Source organism: Psychrobacter sp. N25K4-3-2, assembly GCF_015351755.1.
In the GTDB taxonomy this organism is placed as follows: domain Bacteria; phylum Pseudomonadota; class Gammaproteobacteria; order Pseudomonadales; family Moraxellaceae; genus Psychrobacter; species Psychrobacter glaciei.
The window spans coordinates 304,903-321,733 of sequence record NZ_JADKLX010000003.1 but is presented as its reverse complement, the minus strand read 5'-3'; the positions used below and the strand labels follow the sequence as shown (position 1 = coordinate 321,733).

General features: G+C 43.1%; 16 protein-coding genes. 7 read left to right on the top strand and 9 right to left on the bottom strand.

All coding sequences use genetic code 11. The features are described from left to right. Positions 1 to 573 precede the first annotated feature (573 nt). Positions 574 to 2,805, top strand: a complete 2,232-nt coding sequence (locus tag IOD06_RS09250) for a sodium:proton antiporter (protein WP_194620658.1) — start codon at positions 574 to 576, stop codon at positions 2,803 to 2,805. A 292-nt stretch (positions 2,806 to 3,097) separates the two neighbouring features. Here IOD06_RS09250 and tmk read toward each other — a convergent pair whose 3' ends face one another. Together tmk and mltG are read right to left on the bottom strand one after the other, a co-directional pair. Beyond that, entirely contained in the window at positions 3,098 to 3,808 is a 711-nt protein-coding gene (gene tmk, locus IOD06_RS09245; RefSeq protein ID WP_227669974.1) for a dTMP kinase, read from the bottom strand. Positions 3,809 to 3,895: 87 nt separating this feature from the next. Further along, the gene (mltG, locus tag IOD06_RS09240; protein WP_194620657.1) at positions 3,896 to 5,191 is read right to left on the bottom strand and encodes an endolytic transglycosylase MltG; all 1,296 of its coding nucleotides are present in this window, start codon (positions 5,189 to 5,191) and stop codon (positions 3,896 to 3,898) included. Positions 5,192 to 5,342: 151 nt separating this feature from the next. Here mltG and IOD06_RS13745 point away from each other — a divergent pair, with 151 nt between their 5' ends. Next, on the top strand, positions 5,343 to 7,154 hold the full coding sequence (locus tag IOD06_RS13745) for a DpnII family type II restriction endonuclease (protein WP_265087673.1): 1,812 nt from the start codon (positions 5,343 to 5,345) through the stop codon (positions 7,152 to 7,154). 51 nt (positions 7,155 to 7,205) lie between these two features. Here the strand turns inward: IOD06_RS13745 and IOD06_RS09225 are convergent, their stop codons facing one another. The 3 genes from IOD06_RS09225 to IOD06_RS09215 are packed head-to-tail and all read right to left on the bottom strand — an operon-like array spanning position 7,206 to position 8,233. Beyond that, positions 7,206 to 7,463, bottom strand: a complete 258-nt coding sequence (locus IOD06_RS09225; RefSeq protein ID WP_194620656.1) for a hypothetical protein — start codon at positions 7,461 to 7,463, stop codon at positions 7,206 to 7,208. A 24-nt stretch (positions 7,464 to 7,487) separates the two neighbouring features. Further along, positions 7,488 to 8,009: a hypothetical protein gene (locus IOD06_RS09220; protein WP_194620655.1), complete on the bottom strand. Its 522-nt coding sequence runs from the start codon at positions 8,007 to 8,009 to the stop codon at positions 7,488 to 7,490. Between the two features lie 11 nt (positions 8,010 to 8,020). Next, positions 8,021 to 8,233, bottom strand: a complete 213-nt coding sequence (locus IOD06_RS09215; protein ID WP_194620654.1) for a helix-turn-helix domain-containing protein — start codon at positions 8,231 to 8,233, stop codon at positions 8,021 to 8,023. A 93-nt stretch (positions 8,234 to 8,326) separates the two neighbouring features. On the opposite strand from IOD06_RS09215, the gene IOD06_RS09210 reads away from it, so the two are divergent. Further along, positions 8,327 to 8,575, top strand: coding sequence for a hypothetical protein (locus IOD06_RS09210; protein ID WP_194620653.1), 249 nt, complete (start codon positions 8,327 to 8,329; stop codon positions 8,573 to 8,575). Positions 8,576 to 8,577: 2 nt separating this feature from the next. Next, complete coding sequence (locus IOD06_RS09205; protein WP_194620652.1) at positions 8,578 to 9,408, top strand: site-specific DNA-methyltransferase; 831 nt, start codon at positions 8,578 to 8,580, stop codon at positions 9,406 to 9,408. Positions 9,409 to 9,414: 6 nt separating this feature from the next. Here the strand turns inward: IOD06_RS09205 and IOD06_RS09200 are convergent, their stop codons facing one another. Both IOD06_RS09200 and IOD06_RS09195 read right to left on the bottom strand, forming a co-directional pair. Continuing rightward, positions 9,415 to 10,404: an aminotransferase class IV gene (locus IOD06_RS09200; protein ID WP_194620651.1), complete on the bottom strand. Its 990-nt coding sequence runs from the start codon at positions 10,402 to 10,404 to the stop codon at positions 9,415 to 9,417. Between the two features lie 15 nt (positions 10,405 to 10,419). Further along, entirely contained in the window at positions 10,420 to 11,094 is a 675-nt protein-coding gene (locus IOD06_RS09195) for a hypothetical protein (RefSeq protein WP_010200905.1), read from the bottom strand. Between the two features lie 372 nt (positions 11,095 to 11,466). On the opposite strand from IOD06_RS09195, the gene aroE reads away from it, so the two are divergent. Next, positions 11,467 to 12,327 carry a shikimate dehydrogenase gene (gene aroE, locus IOD06_RS09190; RefSeq protein ID WP_194620650.1) on the top strand — a complete coding sequence of 287 codons (861 nt, stop codon included), beginning with the start codon at positions 11,467 to 11,469 and terminating at the stop codon, positions 12,325 to 12,327. A gap of 96 nt (positions 12,328 to 12,423) precedes the next feature. Here aroE and IOD06_RS09185 read toward each other — a convergent pair whose 3' ends face one another. Next, positions 12,424 to 13,548: an FUSC family protein gene (locus IOD06_RS09185; protein WP_194620649.1), complete on the bottom strand. Its 1,125-nt coding sequence runs from the start codon at positions 13,546 to 13,548 to the stop codon at positions 12,424 to 12,426. Between the two features lie 405 nt (positions 13,549 to 13,953). Here IOD06_RS09185 and IOD06_RS09180 point away from each other — a divergent pair, with 405 nt between their 5' ends. Both IOD06_RS09180 and IOD06_RS09175 read left to right on the top strand, forming a co-directional pair. Then, complete coding sequence (locus IOD06_RS09180; protein WP_194620648.1) at positions 13,954 to 15,774, top strand: acyl-CoA dehydrogenase C-terminal domain-containing protein; 1,821 nt, start codon at positions 13,954 to 13,956, stop codon at positions 15,772 to 15,774. Between the two features lie 151 nt (positions 15,775 to 15,925). Continuing rightward, on the top strand, positions 15,926 to 16,393 hold the full coding sequence (locus IOD06_RS09175; RefSeq protein WP_227669973.1) for a hypothetical protein: 468 nt from the start codon (positions 15,926 to 15,928) through the stop codon (positions 16,391 to 16,393). 54 nt (positions 16,394 to 16,447) lie between these two features. On the opposite strand, the gene IOD06_RS09170 is transcribed toward IOD06_RS09175, so the two are convergent. Further along, positions 16,448 to 16,822 (bottom strand): 5-carboxymethyl-2-hydroxymuconate Delta-isomerase, encoded by a 375-nt coding sequence (locus tag IOD06_RS09170; protein ID WP_194620646.1) that lies wholly within the window; start codon positions 16,820 to 16,822, stop codon positions 16,448 to 16,450. Positions 16,823 to 16,831: the final 9 nt, after the last annotated feature.

Sequence of the window (16,831 nt, the reverse complement as noted above, 5' to 3'; positions counted from 1 at the left end):
TAGGGATAATCTATAGCAATAATTTATAAGGAACAGTTTATAAGCAACCATCTTGAACGCTGGTCAGCTTATTACTATTACTTGCCTGCCAGTTTGTGTCGTAGCGATGGGTAAGGATAATGACGTGAATATAAGCCATTTTGATACCGCGTCGTCTTATCCCCTCGATTTTTTAGTCTTTTATAGCGCGTTCACCTAATCATGTGTCAGCGCAGAACGATGGCGCGCGGCTATCGCGTCAGACAGACCCTTGACATATATAAAATAAAATCATGATATGATAACAAGCCTAATAAATTTTTTAGCAAACAATAGTTAGCCATATCAGGCAGCTATGAACTATATACTAATCGAATTGGCTTTTAACGCCCTTATTTTCCATCTTTTGCGCTTCTAGCATTTTTTTATTTATCTAGAGACGCGTTTGTCTTTACTACTATATAGTATATATATCATCCATGATTCATGATGGCTATGGTTATTATTAATTTGCCGTTATAAAAGGTTTTGGCCGCTAACGATAACCCACTTTAATAGCTAGACAGCATCACAAGATTATAAAAGGATTAATTTATGGATACCGCCCTATTGTTATCCGGCGTGGTTGGGATCGGCATTGCCGCCCAATGGTTGGCTTGGTATTTAAAGCAACCGTCCATTTTATTTTTGTTACTCATTGGCATTATTGTTGGACCCGTACTCGGCGTTTTCGACCCTGATTTAGTCTTAGGCGAGCTGATGTTCCCGTTCATCTCTTTGGGCGTGGCGATTATTTTGTTCGAAGGCTCACTGACCCTTGAGTTTGATGAAATCAAGCAACACGGCACGGTCGTACAGATGCTGGTGTCGGTCGGGGTGCTCATCACCATTGCTATCGTCGCGCTATCGACTTATCTATTGTTCGATGTCGATCCATTGATTGCGTTGCTGTTCGGTGCGCTGGTATGTGTCACTGGGCCGACGGTGATTATGCCGTTGTTACGTAGTGTGCGCCCCAACAAGACCATCTCCAATATCCTCAAATGGGAAGGCATTATCATCGATCCCATTGGCGCTATCGCCGTGGTATTGGTGTATGAATATATTATCTCTGGTGGTGAAGCCAGCAGCATATTGCTATTTGCCAAAATTGTCGTGCTTGCAACGGCGCTTGGTATGGCTGGCGCGTGGGCATTGGCGTTCTTAATGCGCCGCCATATGGTGCCTGAGTTTTTACGCAATGTCTTTACCTTAGCCTTTGTTTTGGTTTTATTCTCTGTCTCCAACCATTTGGAGCATGAATCTGGCCTGCTAACCGTCACCGTCTTGGGCGTCGCACTGGCGAACTGGCCCAAGTTCCCACGTGAGACTATTTTAGAGTTTAATGAATCATTAACCGTTCTACTTATTTCGGTATTATTTATCATTCTGGCAGCTCGTGTGGAGCTGGCAAGCTTAATGAGTGTGGGCTTTGCAGGCTTGGTGCTACTCGCTATCGTGATGTTCATCGCGCGTCCTTTATCGGTCTGGGCATCTTCTATTGGCTCAAACCTAAAAACCAATGAAAAGCTAATGATCAGCTGGATTGGACCACGTGGTATCGTCGCCGCCGCTATCTCATCGCTGTTTGCGATTCGCTTGCAAGAGTATGATATTCAGGGCGTTGAGCTGCTCGTACCTTTAGTATTTATGGTCATCATCGGTACGGTCATGATTCAGGGCTTGGGTGCAAAAGTAGTGGGCAACTTACTTGGCGTGCGTGAGCCTGAGACCAATGGTATTCTTATCGTTGGCTCCAATCCAGTTGCGTTGCTAATCGCAACCTCCTTAAAAGACCAAGGCTTCGATGTCATCGTCGCTCATAATAACTATACCAATATCGCCCGCGCGCGTATGAGTGGTCTGCGCACCTATTTTGGCAACCCCATCTCTGATCATGCCGACCATCATCTTGACCTTATCGGTATTGGTCATCTATTCGCGATGAGTATGGATAAAGAGATGAATACCTTGTCTGAGATTCATTACCGCCATGAGTTCGGCGAGCGCAAGCTCTATCGCCTCAAGTTCAGCGACGAAAAAGTCAAAAGTGAGCGCGATGATAAGCAGTCAAACTTTCACTCGCAGTGGTTGTTTGGCAAAGACGTAACCTATACCAAACTTGCCAGTATGCTGTCCAAAAAAGCCCGTATTAAAATCACCAATATTACGGACAGCTATACGTTTGAGCAGTATAAAGCCGACAATAAGCAGTTCGTGCCGCTCTATACATTAGACAAAGAAGGCAAGCTGCAAGTCATCACTGATAAGTTCGAAGGATCAGTACCACGTGATCGTAAGCTGATTTCTCTGGTCGTTGATGATGAAGTCCAGCCAAAGCCAGTGGACGTCACGCCAAAACAAGAGCAAGCCCGTGCTGCCGCAGATGCCAGTTTTGAAGCCAACTCCAAAGCGCCTGAAAAACGCAAAGAAAAAGAGATGGTGGAAGATATCGCTGATACGCCAGAGCAAGAGCCATCCATAGCGGTTGATAAAGAGAGTGACGTAGCGAAAAAAACCGTCAAGGCTGAAATAGATAAACGTCAGGGAGCGGAAGCTAAAGACGTCTCTACTAACACAGTCAACAAAGGGGTGATGGCAGATAACTCAACGGCAACGTCAAAAACCAGTAAATCGACTAATAGTAGTACAAACGGTAATGGTAGTGCGCCCAAGATAAAAAGTGGTGCGCTCGACCCTAACCGCCTACCCGACTCAGATCATGACAATACCACCAACAATGTGAAGGTGAAGGATTCGGTAAAGAAGGATGCGGATAAACCATAAACGCTATTGTCTGAAAAGCTAATAAGCAAATTAAAAGCCCTCATAATGATTATGAGGGCTTTTTTATAGGGCACTAGTTGACGATGTTTGGCAAGATTTAGCCCATTTAGATGATATAGTCAGTGCAAAGTAATATCGAACCATCACGCACTGCTGATATCAATTTTTCTTGCTTGCTATGCCTGTGCCTGTGCCTGTGCCTGTGCCGACAGAGGCTACAAAAAATTAATATCAGCAGTATCGTAGCGTTTTTGGGGTATTTTGACTATATCGAGTGAATTGGAGACATGCCCTAGCTAAGATGAAATCTTGTCGCAACCGTTTGCCATACTCGGGCGCTGACCTCCTCAGCATTGCCTGAGGCGTCGATACGCTGGATACGCTCAGGGTGCTCGGCTGCAAGCACACTGAAGCCTTTATGCACCCATGTAAAAAACTCAGTCGCCTGCTGCTCAAAACGATCGGCAGCGCTACGTTTACCCGCCCGCTCCATGCCTTCTAATACGGGCAAATCCAACCATAGAGTCAGCTCAGGCAACTGGGTGACGAACTGAGTGATAAGGGACTCAATTTTGGCTCGTACAGTAGCGTCACCATGCGCACGCCCAAAGCCCTGATAGGCAATGGTAGAATCGGTAAATCGATCACATACCACCCATGTACCACGCTGTAGTGCTGGCAAAATCACCTGCTGCATATGGTCACAGCGCGCCGCAAACAATAACAACAGCTCTGTATCATCATTGATGTCCGTCGCCGGATCCAATAATATCTCGCGCAGACGCTCTGCAAACGGGCTACCACCTGGCTCACGGGTACGCAAATAGTCGATACCGCTATCTTGCAAGCGCGCACATAACTGCTCGATAGCAGTGGTTTTACCCACGCCTTCAGTGCCCTCAAAACTGATAAAGCGCCCTTGCCTGGGCGTTGTATCCGTAATGTCAGTCGTGGCTTGAGTTGAATTGGTTTGCAACAAGTTGGCTGGTATAGATGCTGACATGATATGACCTTATGTCATTGATGAGCACTATATGAATTTTTATAGCGCTCAGTAAATGATAGGTTTTATGAAAAGTAAAGCGATGGTTTACTGCGGTGGCGTTTGAGATTTTTTCTCACGCATGACGCTCAGGTATTCTTTTACTGCCTGATTGTGTTCAGCCAAGCTATTGGTGAATTTGTGCCCACCATTCCCTGTCGCCACAAAATACAGCGCTTCACTATCCGCTGGATGTAAGGTGGCTTCGATAGAGGCCGCAGACGGTAGCGCAATCGGCGTGGGCGGCAAACCATCGATTTGATAGGTGTTGTAGGATGTTTTTTCGTCGATGTCTTTACGGCGAATGTTGCCATCGTAGCGGCTGCCCATGCCATAGATAATCGTCGGATCGGTCTGCATGCGCATGCCTTTATCCAAGCGATTTTTAAACACCGCTGATACTAAGGGACGCTCTTCTGCCACACTGGTTTCTTTTTCGATAATAGAGGCCATTACCAGCGCTTCATAAGGACTCTTATAAGGCAAATCTGGCGCACGATTTTCCCATGCTTTGGTCAACGCTTGCTGCTGACGCTTATACAAATCCGTCAATACCTGCTTGTCACTGGTGCCCTCGCCATAATAATAGGTGTCAGGCGCAAACCACCCTTCAAGATTATGATTGACGATAGAATCATTACTATTGGTCACGCTCTTTGGCAATATACCGACCAAGTCCAGTCCTTGAGCAATACTGGCGTTACTAGCATCACCGCTGTCTGCTATTAGCACTTCTTTTTTGATATTGTCATTATCACGTAGCGATTGATATAAGTCTTTGGACGTTTTACCTTCGATAATTTGCACTTTTACCATTGCCGCTTTGGCACCCTGCGCGAGCACTTGTAGCGCCTCAGCGATAGTTGGGTTCTCTGGTAATTGATAAATGCCTGCATGTAATGGTGCATCGACTTGCGACTTAATATAAAGCTTGGCGACACTAGCAGAAAACAGTGGCGTCTGCTGTTGCCACTGCGGCAGCAATCCGTAGTAGGTCTGACCTTGCTCGATCGTGACCATCTGCTGCGGCTGCTCAATCCGTCCAAACAGTGTCTGATAGACTATGACTAAGAGAAACGCAGCAATAAGCCCCAGCACAAGCAATACCTGATAGCCACGCTGCATAAAGAACGATTGATTGTCCACTTTATATTTACGCGGCTTAGTCTTGCCGCTGATGAGCGAGATATCCGTTGCCGGCACTTCCTCGCCTGCGGCCTCATCCACGACTGGCTTGGCATCCGATGGCGTGCCAGCAATGCGCTCGTCAACAGTGCCCTCTTGCTCATTGGATGGAGTATCATTAGGACGTTCAGGAGGCGTTTCAGGTGTTGGATTGCTCATGGCAACTCGCAAGGCAGAGGTTTGCTAGAATTTAGCACTGAACCGTGCGCTTTTCAATGGTATTTGCTTAGCTTGTGAACTGATGAATGAAAAATGCTATAATTTTGCGCTCAAATTCTACAATAAAAACTATGTAAAAAGGTGATTAGCAATGGCAAAACCATTCGTAAAATGGGTAGGCGGTAAAAGCCAGTTAATACCAGAGATCACTCAACGCTTACCTGAGTATATAAAAAAGGGTATGCCATATATCTATGTTGAACCTTTTAGTGGGAGCGCAGCATTTGCACTACATCTTCTAGATAGTGAGCATCCACCTTCTGCAATTATATTAAACGACATAAATAGTGATTTAGTTAACTTATATAAAGTTGTAAAGTCTTACCCTCATGAATTATTAGCATATCTAAAAACACTTCAAGCAGAATATGACGAACTTGATGACAAAGAAGCTAAGCAACCTTATTACTACGCTAAACGTGAAGCATTTAATACACGGGAAGCTGACAATATTAAGCACGCGGGTCTATTTATATTTTTAAATCGTGCAGGCTTCAATGGCTTATATCGAGTGAATAGTAAGAATAAATTCAATGTTCCTATCGGAAGCTACAAGAAACCAAACTTTGTTTTTGAAGATACAATTTTACAGGCTTCGAAAGTATTAACGAATGTAGAAATATATAATCAAAGTTACGAGGATACCCTTAGACATTTAGAGCAATCGAACAAAAGCAATTTACCTGCCTTCTTCTATTTTGATCCCCCTTATAAACCTTTGAGTGAGTCTTCTAGCTTCACATCCTACTCTAAGGATAGCTTTGATGATGAAGATCAGGAAAGACTAAAATCCTTTTGTGATTTATTGGATAAAAAAGGCTATCAATGGTTACTTAGTAATTCTGATACAACTAACCTTGATGCTAACAATACGTATTTTGACACATTATATTCAAACTACAAAATTGACAGAGTTCAAGCTAATCGTAGTATTAACTCTAAAGGTTCAAAGCGTGGACAAATCAATGAACTTCTTATTAGGAATTACTCAAATATGGATTCAGTTACAAACTTGAATAATCTTTATCAAAATGAGCATTTCGAAAAATTTGTAAATACTTTAAATATTAAAGGTATTCTTCAATACGATTATTTCGTTAATTGGGCGAAAGTTCTTAATAATATCGAACCTATAGAAAAAGAGCTTAACCTTCTTAATACTGCAGTAGGCAAAGAAAATATTGAAAAAATTTTATTTGATATCTTTAAAAGCTATCCTAACACTATAAAAGCTATACCTTTTTTGCTAGCGATTCGTGATAAATCAGTCGATATTCTTATCGATAAAACTAACTACATACATAAGAACTTTAACTTTAGACAAACAGAATTTTCAAAAAATGATATAGATAGTCTAGTTGACTTCGTAATGCAGAGTGGGCTTGGCGAGCTGATCAAAAGCAAGCAAATTAAAAGCTTACCTGATTACTGTACAGGTGTAGAAGTTGGACTAGACTCAAATGGTCGTAAAAACCGTGGAGGCACTCAAATGGAGCAGCTTGTTGAGTCTTTCGTTGCCATATTCTGCCATGATAATAACCTTGGATATCTTGCTCAAGCTAATGCAAAGAAAATCAAGGATACTTGGAATATAGAGTTGAAGGTCGATAAATCGTCTAGAATTATCGATTTCGTTATTTATCGTGAACAGGATAAAAAGCTATTTTTTATCGAAGTTAATTTTTATAATGGCGGCGGCTCTAAGCTTAAATCCACCGCTACAGAATACATTGAAATGAGTCGTTTTTGGAAAGACCAAGATGTAGAGTTTATCTGGGTTACAGATGGTAAGGGCTGGATTGGCACTCAAAATCCTCTTAGAGACTATTTCGAGCGCCAAAATTTACTTATAAATATCGATATGATACAGAATGGCTATTTAGAAAAAGTAATATGTAATTAATATAATAAGTGTCTGTTTTTTTGCTGACTTACAATTTAACTGATTATTACTCTATGCGTAAAAATCAGTTACTCCTTTTAAATAGCCTAAAGCATAGGCTGCATGAGGGCTTCTATGTCTTACATTTCCGGCTTGGCTCTCAGGTAGACTATCTAGTTCAAGCTGAATAGACTCTTTTAACTCACTTCCGTCGTTATATCCTTTTTCATAAGCACATGCTGCACATTTATGCCTACCTTTCCCGCCTTGATCGATAGGTAAGTCTAAAAATTCTTGATTATATCTGTGATTATCTTTACAAATTCTCATAATTTTCCCTTATGAAAGTATTACTTAAATATTAAGACTAGCAATAAGTTCGTTAGGCTCAAAAAAGTATCTAGAACCGTTATTCTCTATATATAGTAGTGTATCTCTATATTTCGGTCTTTGAAACCATTCACTAAGTAGGTAATAAATTTCTACTCTTATATCTATAGGGAAAAATAATTTTTGATACTGCTCTTTTTTAAATAGAAATGTTTGTAGCTTTTCATCTGCTGAACCACTCGTATCTTGGTATTTTTTCTCAATGATGTAACAAGTGTTTCCTACTATAAAAGCATCATCTGGTAATAACTGAGAGCTTATATAGTCTCTATAATCGATTTCTCTTAGTTTTAGAAATTTACTATATAATCCATATTTAGAAAAGTGCTGCGCCACTAAACTCCCATTTCTATAAATATTGTTATTGTCAACATTAATTCCTTCGAGTGCACTAATATAGTGCAGTAGATCTGTGTCTCGCTCATAACCTAAACCATTTATATTGGTTTGTGCTCCACCGCCATGTATATTTGGTGTTCTTGCCATTATAGCCCCCATTAAAATATAAATAATTCAGACAAATTTAACCCAAAGGCATTAGCAAATATCTCTATATTTACTAATGCAGGGTTGCGCTCACCCCGCTCTATCATTCCAATGTAATTACGATGAAAGCCTGTCAGCTCAGCCAACTGCTCTTGACTAAGATTTCTTGCTTTTCGCAATTCACGAATACGTTGTCCAAACTTGATTAAAATCGGTTGTTTCATTTGCTTTATTCTCAAGAGTTAGGTATGCTTTAACCACACACAATAAGTGTTATTTTTGAATATTATTAGAATGTGCAAGATAAGGAGGTTACGATGATAAATATCGAAAAAATGACTATTAACATCGACATTCTCTCAACAACATCTAATAGAGTATTAGACACAGAAGATCCTTTAATAGTGAGAGATGAATTAGTAAGTATGCTCCGCATCATCAGCAAAGATGAAAGATTTTCCAAACAAACAGTTGTTATTCCTGATAATTGTGGGCAGTATGGTTTTGCAGAGGGAGAGTTTAATTTACCCGAGCTTCTTTACTTCTTAGCCGACATGCTGGAATAGACATGGAAAGTCATTCATTTTTTAAAAGTAGTAACTTGGATTTTAATTTATTTAAAGGTGACTGTTTAACGGTTATTCCTCAACTACATAACAATGTAGACATGGTTTTTGCTGATCCACCCTACTTCTTGTCCAATGATGGTTTGACAGTAAAAAACGGCAAAATCCAGTCCGTCAATAAAGGTCAGTGGGATAAATTAATTAGCGACGATGACGCTTATAATTTTACCTATCAATGGTTATCTACTGTCCGTGAAAAAATGGCAGATAATGCAACTATATGGGTCAGTGGCACACACCATAATATTTTCACTCTAGGTCGTATACTACCTGAATTAGGTTTCAAAATACTCAACGTCATTACGTGGGAGAAAACCAATCCACCACCCAATTTTTCTTGCCGCTTTTTTACTCATTCGACAGAGTTTATCATTTGGGCAAGAAAACACCCTAAAATACCGCATTATTTCGACTATGATTTGATGAAACGATTAAATAATGACAAGCAAATGAAAGATGTTTGGCGTTTGCCAGCTATTGCCAAATGGGAGAAATCTTGTGGTAAACATCCAACACAAAAGCCGATGGCATTACTAGCGCAAATTATTTTAGCTTCTACCCAAAAAGATGCATTAGTTCTCGATCCTTTTGCAGGTTCTTCAACAACAGGTATTGCAAGCAGCGTACTAGGAAGGCGCTTTATTGGTATCGATCAAGAAGCTGAATATCTAAAACTGAGCCAAGCTCGATATGAAGATCTTCAAAACGAAGGCAGAAAAGATTTTTTTAGACAGCATTTTTATCGCTTATTGAATAAAGAAGATAGTAACTAACTCTCTTCAAAACGCTACCACTTCACCCGACAATAACGTCAAACTACTCATTGGCATGATGCCGCGTAGCGCATTACAAAAGAACAGTTGGCTTAAATGGGGTAAATCCTCATCTGATAACGACCTAATGATGACTGGCTGTTCTGTGGTGGATAACCCATCGATAAGCACCTGCCGCATCACGCCAGCGACGCCCGATTGCGCCATCGACGGCGTGTACCACTGACCAGTGCTTAGATAATTGTTGTTTTTAGGATGTGGAGGATTGGACGATTTTGCGAATGGCGATTCTGATAATTGATAAAACACATTACTCATCGTCCCTTCAACCCAGTGCCCGCTCATATCACGCAGCAGCCCCTCACCGATATTGGGTTCGGCACTCGCTGGTAAATGATTGGCTAATAAAAAGGGATTGGATTTTAATGTTTGGGCTTTAACGCGTTGTAGCTCAGCGCTTGCCAGCACATTATCGAGGCGATTGAGACTTTTGAGTCCGGCAAGCGGTGGCGGTAGACAGGCGAGTTGTGAAGACAAGCAAGTGGCTGAAGCCACTGGTTGCAGAGGAACTAGGCACCCATTCGGTAAAGGCATCTGCTCAGCAGTGGCGATAGGCATGGCGGAAGACTTGAGCCAGATCTCGCAAGCACTACCGGATGTACTTGGCGCATAACCATAACCACGGACATCTTGCGCCGCGCGGGTGACGATAAGCTTAAGCATGCCTTGCTGCAATTGCTTGGCCTGTATCTGCAAAGTGGCCAATAGCGCTTGGCTATCGATATCGAGCTGTAGAGCATTAGCATGAGAGTCAAGGCGCTGCTGATGATAATCCGACCACAGTATCAGCCCATCGATGACGCCCATAGTAGTAAAAAAGCCATCACCGTATGCCAGTCCGCGATTGTCTAATGACATTGTTAACGCTGTTGCTGCTGCGTTATCGCTAGCCTCGCTTAGAGGTTGCAGACGTATCCAGCTGTTAGACGGTGGCATGATAGCTCTCACCATTTAGCTATTATCTGTTTGAGCAGCAGCTTTGTTAAGCACCAGCATACAACTATAAAACTCACATTTCGCCAGCTCTATTTTTTGCCCACCGATGGTTTTATCTTTGATAATTTGACCGTTCAGCATATCAGCGAGCACTTTGCCACCGTCATCACCCATCAGCTGACGCGCTAGCATATAGGATTTTTTGGCATGATTTTGACTCAGCTCTTTTTCTTTATCAGAGTCGGTTGGATTGGCATAATACCAGCCAAGTTCCAGATATTTTTCGGAATCGATAATATCTAAATAAGGCGCATCGGTATTCATAAAACGATACTTAGAAGCTGGATTACTGGCATAGTCTAGGCTGTTTTCGTCGGTACTCACCACTTTACCAAAGGTCGCTTTGATACCATCTAGCTCATCAACCGTGATCGGCTCTACTTGGTCAGCGCCCCATGCCAGCACATCATATTTTACTGGTGTGCCTTGCTGAGCAGTCGCGCCATCTAAATCAGCCGTGTCAGTCGGAGCGGTCTGCGTAGAAGTATCTGTGGCGGTCTGCTCGCTAGTGGTTGCCGCGCCAGCCTCTGGATCTTGGGCGTCTTCTTTGGTGCTATCACAGCCACTCAACGTCACGCCAACTGCCATTATCATACTGACCATCAGGGTCTGTAGGTTATTATTCAACATGGACAATGTACTCACACTTTTAGATTGATCTCAAAATAGTATTAACGAGCTGGCAGATACGCCACTGATAATGAAGAATGTTTTATTAAAAAGCTTGGTGATAACCTAGCAGTTACTAGCGCATATTGATATCGATTTTTATGCTCACTAGTTTACCCAACTGCTGAACGCTTGACTACCCTTTACGTTACGGATACCACTCCCAGACAGTACAGATTTGTTAAAGACCTCACGTTTTAAACCCCTATGTTCAATCGTGTATTTGTCGCTTAACCGCCCTATTTGTCAAACATAGCGTTATCCCTTATGATGAATGGGTTTGAACGGTTATCAATCTGACTCCTTCATGCCCTTACTGCCAGCGGACTACTTATGACCCAGCACTTTATCGTTATTGGCAATCCGATTGCCCACAGTAAATCTCCTGAAATACATACACTATTTGCGGCGCAAGCAGGCATTGATATTCGCTATCAACGCCAGTATTGTCCCGATGATGCAGCCAGCTTTGCCGCGGTCGTCGAGGCATTTTTTCATGGTGGCGGTGTGGGTGCCAATGTGACGGTTCCCTTTAAACAAGTCGCTTATGCGTGCTGTCAGGCGCGTGGTGGCTTATCAGAGCACGCCAAAGTCGCCGGTGCGGTCAATACACTCCTGCTCAATAAAGCACTATTAAACAGTGGCACGCCAATAGCAGAGGCGCTGTACGGCGATAATACCGATGGGCAAGGATTGGTCAATCATATCACCAGCTTAGGCTGGCCGCTGGATGGTGCTCGCGTTGCCATCATTGGCGCTGGTGGTGCCGCGCGCGGGGCAATATTACCTTTGATTCAATCCGGTATCGCAACACTCACAATTGCCAATCGCACAGTGAGCAAAGCCACCGACTTGGTCAACGAGCTTAGCGCTGCCAGTACGTCTATTAGTCAGCAGCAGATTACTACTTGTACGACTAGCGAGTTGAGCGGACAGTTTGACATTATTATTAATGCGACATCGATTGGTCTATCGGGCGAGACCTTGCCACTGAACGACACGCTAAACACGCAATATGCCTACGACATGATGTATGGTCGTACTCTACCGTTTTTAGAGCATTTTTCGGCACGTGGGACGCGGACCTCAGACGGTTACGGCATGCTGATCGGACAAGCTGCCTTAAGCTTTGAGCGCTGGACAGGTCATAGCATCGATGTCGTACAAGCCACTAAAGCTCTCAACGCCAAATAAATCAGACCGTCATTTATATGTTGCTTTGAGCCACAAAGGCGTGTGAAGCCGAATCAGACAACTTTGTCATACGCCTTTCATTTATTCTTTCGTTGTTTAACCAAAACGCGCGAGCAGCCAAGCTTCTATTTGTCTTAGCGGCACACGCAAACGGCTTGAGTGTATGGCCAGACCACCGCTAAGCCCCACCACGCAACCAATCGTAGTGTCAAGCATACGCACACGAATGATCTCCTCGGCGATAGGCGGCACCAGCGACATGCTGCCATATTCAGCGATAAATATCGTCAACGGCGTGATAAATACCACTGCCAAGCCGTAATGGCGATCGACCAATGACTCGATACAGAGCATCATTATCAAAATAGCGATCGCAACGCCCCATATCGATAGCCCCCACGACAGCATCCAACTCGCCACTGCCATTCCCACTAATGTACCGAGTAAGCGATGCATTTGTTTGATCCACATCGTGCGTAGCTGCATGCCTTGAATAATGATAAAACAGCTCACAGCCGCCCAGTAGGGATAAGGCATCTTTAGCAATATCGCGATGGCCAACGCCAAGCTCACAAAGCTGGCCACAATGAGACTGTCGCTAATCATGTCCGATTCATAAAGATAAACGGGCGCAGGCACAGTAGGACGCGTCGCTAATAAAAACAGACTATATAACAGCGCTAGTAACATCGACATACCACCACCTAACATCACTAGCCCTGTCGCTGATAGCACTTGCGCCAACGGCACAGGAATAAATAACGCGATCGCCCCTGCCATCATCACAAACAATCCTGCCGGTGGCGGCTGTCGATAGTAACGACCCAACATGACGATGGCAAAAGCAAGCAATGCAAATACGGGCAGTCTGAGCACAGGTATCTGCTGAGCGATCAGTCCGAATGCAAAGCTCAACACCATGGCAAATCCCCACGCCATGACCGTCACCAAACGATACGGTAGTGTGCCTGACAACGGCAAGTTGAGGATAATCATCGCCCCCAGCGAAGCCTTAATACCTGAAGACAAAGCATCAAAATAAGCACCGACGAACACGGGGAAGCTAATGGCAATGGCAGCGATAATCGGCATATGCCATGGTCTTTTGCTGCGACTAACTGTTAACAAATGCGGCAGCTCACCCAACACTAACGACTTAATATAGGCAAACCGTTCTGCCAGCCAAGTTATCCAACTTGCCTTACGCTTTGATGCGCTCATAAATCGATTTTCCTCTTGCCTCGATATTGCGCCGATTGATGGAACACTGTACTTCTTACTTTAGTTTGCATGATGTTTGAATGAAAATGACTCGTAATGCTATTATTTAAACGTGAATATTTTACCGATACATAACTTAATTTAATATATAATAGTACGAATTATGAATATTAGTTATAAGTTATATATTTGTCGTTATAGAAGTCTTATACTTGGTTAACTATCATAATAGTTAACTTTTATTAAGTAACACTTAGCGACAGTCATCACAGACGATATTTTAATAAGTTTAACTCACCATCTACAATATCATTCATTTGTATCAAAATAAGCAAACATCCGCTCGAATAAACTCTGGTTTTCAATCCTAAGTCTACGACAGCGAATTAACCAAAGAGACCGACTATGTTAACTTACAAAGCACCTTTACGTGATATCAAGTTTTTAATAAATGATGTGTTCGACTATCAAACGCATTATAAAAGCTTAGACAATGGCGAAAACGCTGACCCTGAAACCGTTGATATGATTCTTCAAGGTATGGCAGATTTTGCCGAAAACGTCTTGGCACCTTTATATCAGCCAGCTGATGCAGAAGGCTGTCATTTTGAAAATGGCGTAGTCACAACCCCTAAAGGTTTCAAAGACGCTTATGACCAGTTTGTAGAAGGCGGTTGGCAAGGTATTTCTTATCCTGAACAATACGGTGGTATGAACTTACCGACTTCATTGAACCTAATCAAAGCTGAAATGATCGGTACGGCGAACTGGCCATGGGCAATGTATCCTGGTTTATCTACAGGCTGTATCAACACCATCTTACAGTATGGTACAGATGAGCAAAAAGAGACTTATCTACATAAATTGGTCGAAGGCTCTTGGGCAGGCACCATGTGTCTGACTGAACCACAATGTGGTACTGACTTGGGTCAAGTAAAGTCAAAAGCCATTCCACAAGATGACGGTAGCTACAAGCTGGGCGGCACCAAAATCTTTATCTCAAGTGGTGAGCATGACTTAACAGATAACATCATTCACATTGTGCTAGCACGTCTACCGGACGCACCAGAAGGCACACGTGGTATTTCATTGTTTATCGTACCGAAATTTTTGCCGAATGCTGAAGGCGAAAGTGGCGAGCGCAATGGCGTTTCTTGTGGTTCTATCGAACACAAAATGGGCATCAACTCATCAGCAACTTGTGTCCTAAACTTTGATAATGCGGTCGGTTACCTCATTGGTGAGCCAAACAAAGGCTTAAAAGCCATGTTTACCTTTATGAACACCGCTCGTATCGGTACTGGCATCCAAGGTTTGGCACATACTGAGCTGTCTTTCCAAAACGCCCTACCATATGCCAAAGATCGTCGCTCAATGCGTACGTTGTCAGGTACGAAAGATCCTGAAAAAGTAGCTGATGCGATCATTCATCATGCTGACGTACGCCGTATGCTATTGACCCAAAAAGCCTTTGCTGAAGGCGGTCGCTCGATGATTTATCATTCAGCCCGCTATGCTGATAAAATGGCACAAGGCATCATCAATGGCGATGATGAAGAGTTTGAAAAATGGGATGATAAACTTGGCTTCTATACGCCTATCCTCAAAGGCTTCTTAACTGAGCTCGGTATTGAAGCGGCCAAACACGGTCAGCAAGTTTATGGCGGTCACGGTTATATCAAAGAGTGGGGCATGGAGCTAATCGCTCGTGATGCGCGTATCGCTACTATGTACGAAGGTACAACTGGTATTCAGGCACTTGATTTGCTCGGTCGTAAGGTTATCTTGCAGTCTAAAGGTAAAATCATCCGCGATTACACCTCAAGCATCATGAAATGGTGTGGCGAGTATGCACTTGATAAAGACATGCGTAAATTCGTTTGGGCATTGACCAAGCTTTGTGCTGAGTGGAATACCTTAACGGTTCGCTTGATGCTAATGGCGCGTAAAGACCGTGAAATCATCTCAGCAGCATCAGACGATTTCTTGATGTACTCAGGCTATGTCATGATGGGTTATCACTGGGCACGTATGGCGGCTGTCGCTTATGACAAGCTTGAAAATGGCGGTACAGAATCACCAGAGTTCTACAAAGCCAAAATCCAAACTGCTGAGTTCTACTTCGATAAACTGTTGCCACGTACCTCAGGTCACGCCGAAGGTATGGTTGCACCAAGCAGCAGCATGACTACCATGAAAATCGAAAACTTTGCTTTCTTAGATTAAGATTTAAGATTAAAAGCAAATTCATCAATCATTGATAAAAAAAGCGCCTATTATTTAGGCGCTTTTTTATGCTTAACTAAAAGTCAGAGAATACTAGATCTGGAAATAATAGATAGATGACAAACTCAGTTAGGAGGCGATGATGTTGTCCATGAATAACAAGAGCACTTTGTTAACCGCACGAGTGATAAAAACGCTGTTGCTGAGTGCCACATTAATAGGTGTTAGCGCGAATAGTGCGTTGGCCAAAAGTAGCGACACTCCTATTCAGTTTGCTAAAGGTGCTATTAGTAGCACAGTAACTGGTCAGATAAAGACTAATGAAGACGAGCACTGGTATCGTTTTCACGCCAGCAGTTGGCAATATGCCATCATTAATATTGCGCCACTCGTTGGTGCGCCTGAGACTGCCAATGTCGGTGTGCTGCATATGCCCAATGGCACACAAGATGGCACCAAAGGCGGTATCATTTATCAAGGCTGCTTGCCTGCCACGGGGACTTATCGATTGCGCATTGCTCGTAATCTGATGGCCACCCAAGGTCAAACGGCAGGTTATAGCGTTGAAGTGATTGTCTTACCTAAGTATGCCAGCGAGTCACTGTGCGAGTATTTGTAGATTTATTAAAATACGAGTAACGGTAAGGCGCACGGCAAACATTGATTACTAATATCAGTCACCAAGCATTTTTTTATGATAGACCACACTAATCTCTTCAACTTCCACGCATATCTGCAATGCTGAACGTCCCGATTGCGCGGCGCTCAACTGATCTTCTATCGTTGCGACCAATAGCTCTGCCAACTGATTGCGAACGGCAAGATCGCGTCCTGTCATCATTTTTAGATGCGCGTAAATAAATCCATTGGCCTGCTCATCATCTTCCACACCCACCAGAAATGTTTGGATGGGTAGGATGCGTGCTTTGATATCAGTTTGTTGTTTGAACTGACCACTGTCCCATAGCACTTTATTGAGCGACTTGAGCAATGATTCTTCATGAGCAATACTGACGTTAGGCGTCACTTGAATGGTTAAATGCGGCATGAGTCTATC

Coding starts and splice junctions, on each gene's coding strand:
- tmk (WP_227669974.1), bottom strand. CDS start 3,808: ATGTCAGCATCTATACCAGCCAACTTGTTGCAAACCAATTCAACTCAA.
- IOD06_RS09220 (WP_194620655.1), bottom strand. CDS start 8,009: ATGGCAAGAACACCAAATATACATGGCGGTGGAGCACAAACCAATATA.
- IOD06_RS09195 (WP_010200905.1), bottom strand. CDS start 11,094: ATGTTGAATAATAACCTACAGACCCTGATGGTCAGTATGATAATGGCA.
- IOD06_RS09200 (WP_194620651.1), bottom strand. CDS start 10,404: ATGCCACCGTCTAACAGCTGGATACGTCTGCAACCTCTAAGCGAGGCT.
- IOD06_RS09185 (WP_194620649.1), bottom strand. CDS start 13,548: ATGAGCGCATCAAAGCGTAAGGCAAGTTGGATAACTTGGCTGGCAGAA.
- IOD06_RS09175 (WP_227669973.1), top strand. CDS start 15,926: ATGAATAACAAGAGCACTTTGTTAACCGCACGAGTGATAAAAACGCTG.
- aroE (WP_194620650.1), top strand. CDS start 11,467: ATGACCCAGCACTTTATCGTTATTGGCAATCCGATTGCCCACAGTAAA.
- IOD06_RS09210 (WP_194620653.1), top strand. CDS start 8,327: ATGATAAATATCGAAAAAATGACTATTAACATCGACATTCTCTCAACA.
- IOD06_RS09250 (WP_194620658.1), top strand. CDS start 574: ATGGATACCGCCCTATTGTTATCCGGCGTGGTTGGGATCGGCATTGCC.
- IOD06_RS09180 (WP_194620648.1), top strand. CDS start 13,954: ATGTTAACTTACAAAGCACCTTTACGTGATATCAAGTTTTTAATAAAT.
- mltG (WP_194620657.1), bottom strand. CDS start 5,191: ATGAGCAATCCAACACCTGAAACGCCTCCTGAACGTCCTAATGATACT.
- IOD06_RS09205 (WP_194620652.1), top strand. CDS start 8,578: ATGGAAAGTCATTCATTTTTTAAAAGTAGTAACTTGGATTTTAATTTA.
- IOD06_RS09215 (WP_194620654.1), bottom strand. CDS start 8,233: ATGAAACAACCGATTTTAATCAAGTTTGGACAACGTATTCGTGAATTG.
- IOD06_RS09170 (WP_194620646.1), bottom strand. CDS start 16,822: ATGCCGCATTTAACCATTCAAGTGACGCCTAACGTCAGTATTGCTCAT.
- IOD06_RS13745 (WP_265087673.1), top strand. CDS start 5,343: ATGGCAAAACCATTCGTAAAATGGGTAGGCGGTAAAAGCCAGTTAATA.
- IOD06_RS09225 (WP_194620656.1), bottom strand. CDS start 7,463: ATGAGAATTTGTAAAGATAATCACAGATATAATCAAGAATTTTTAGAC.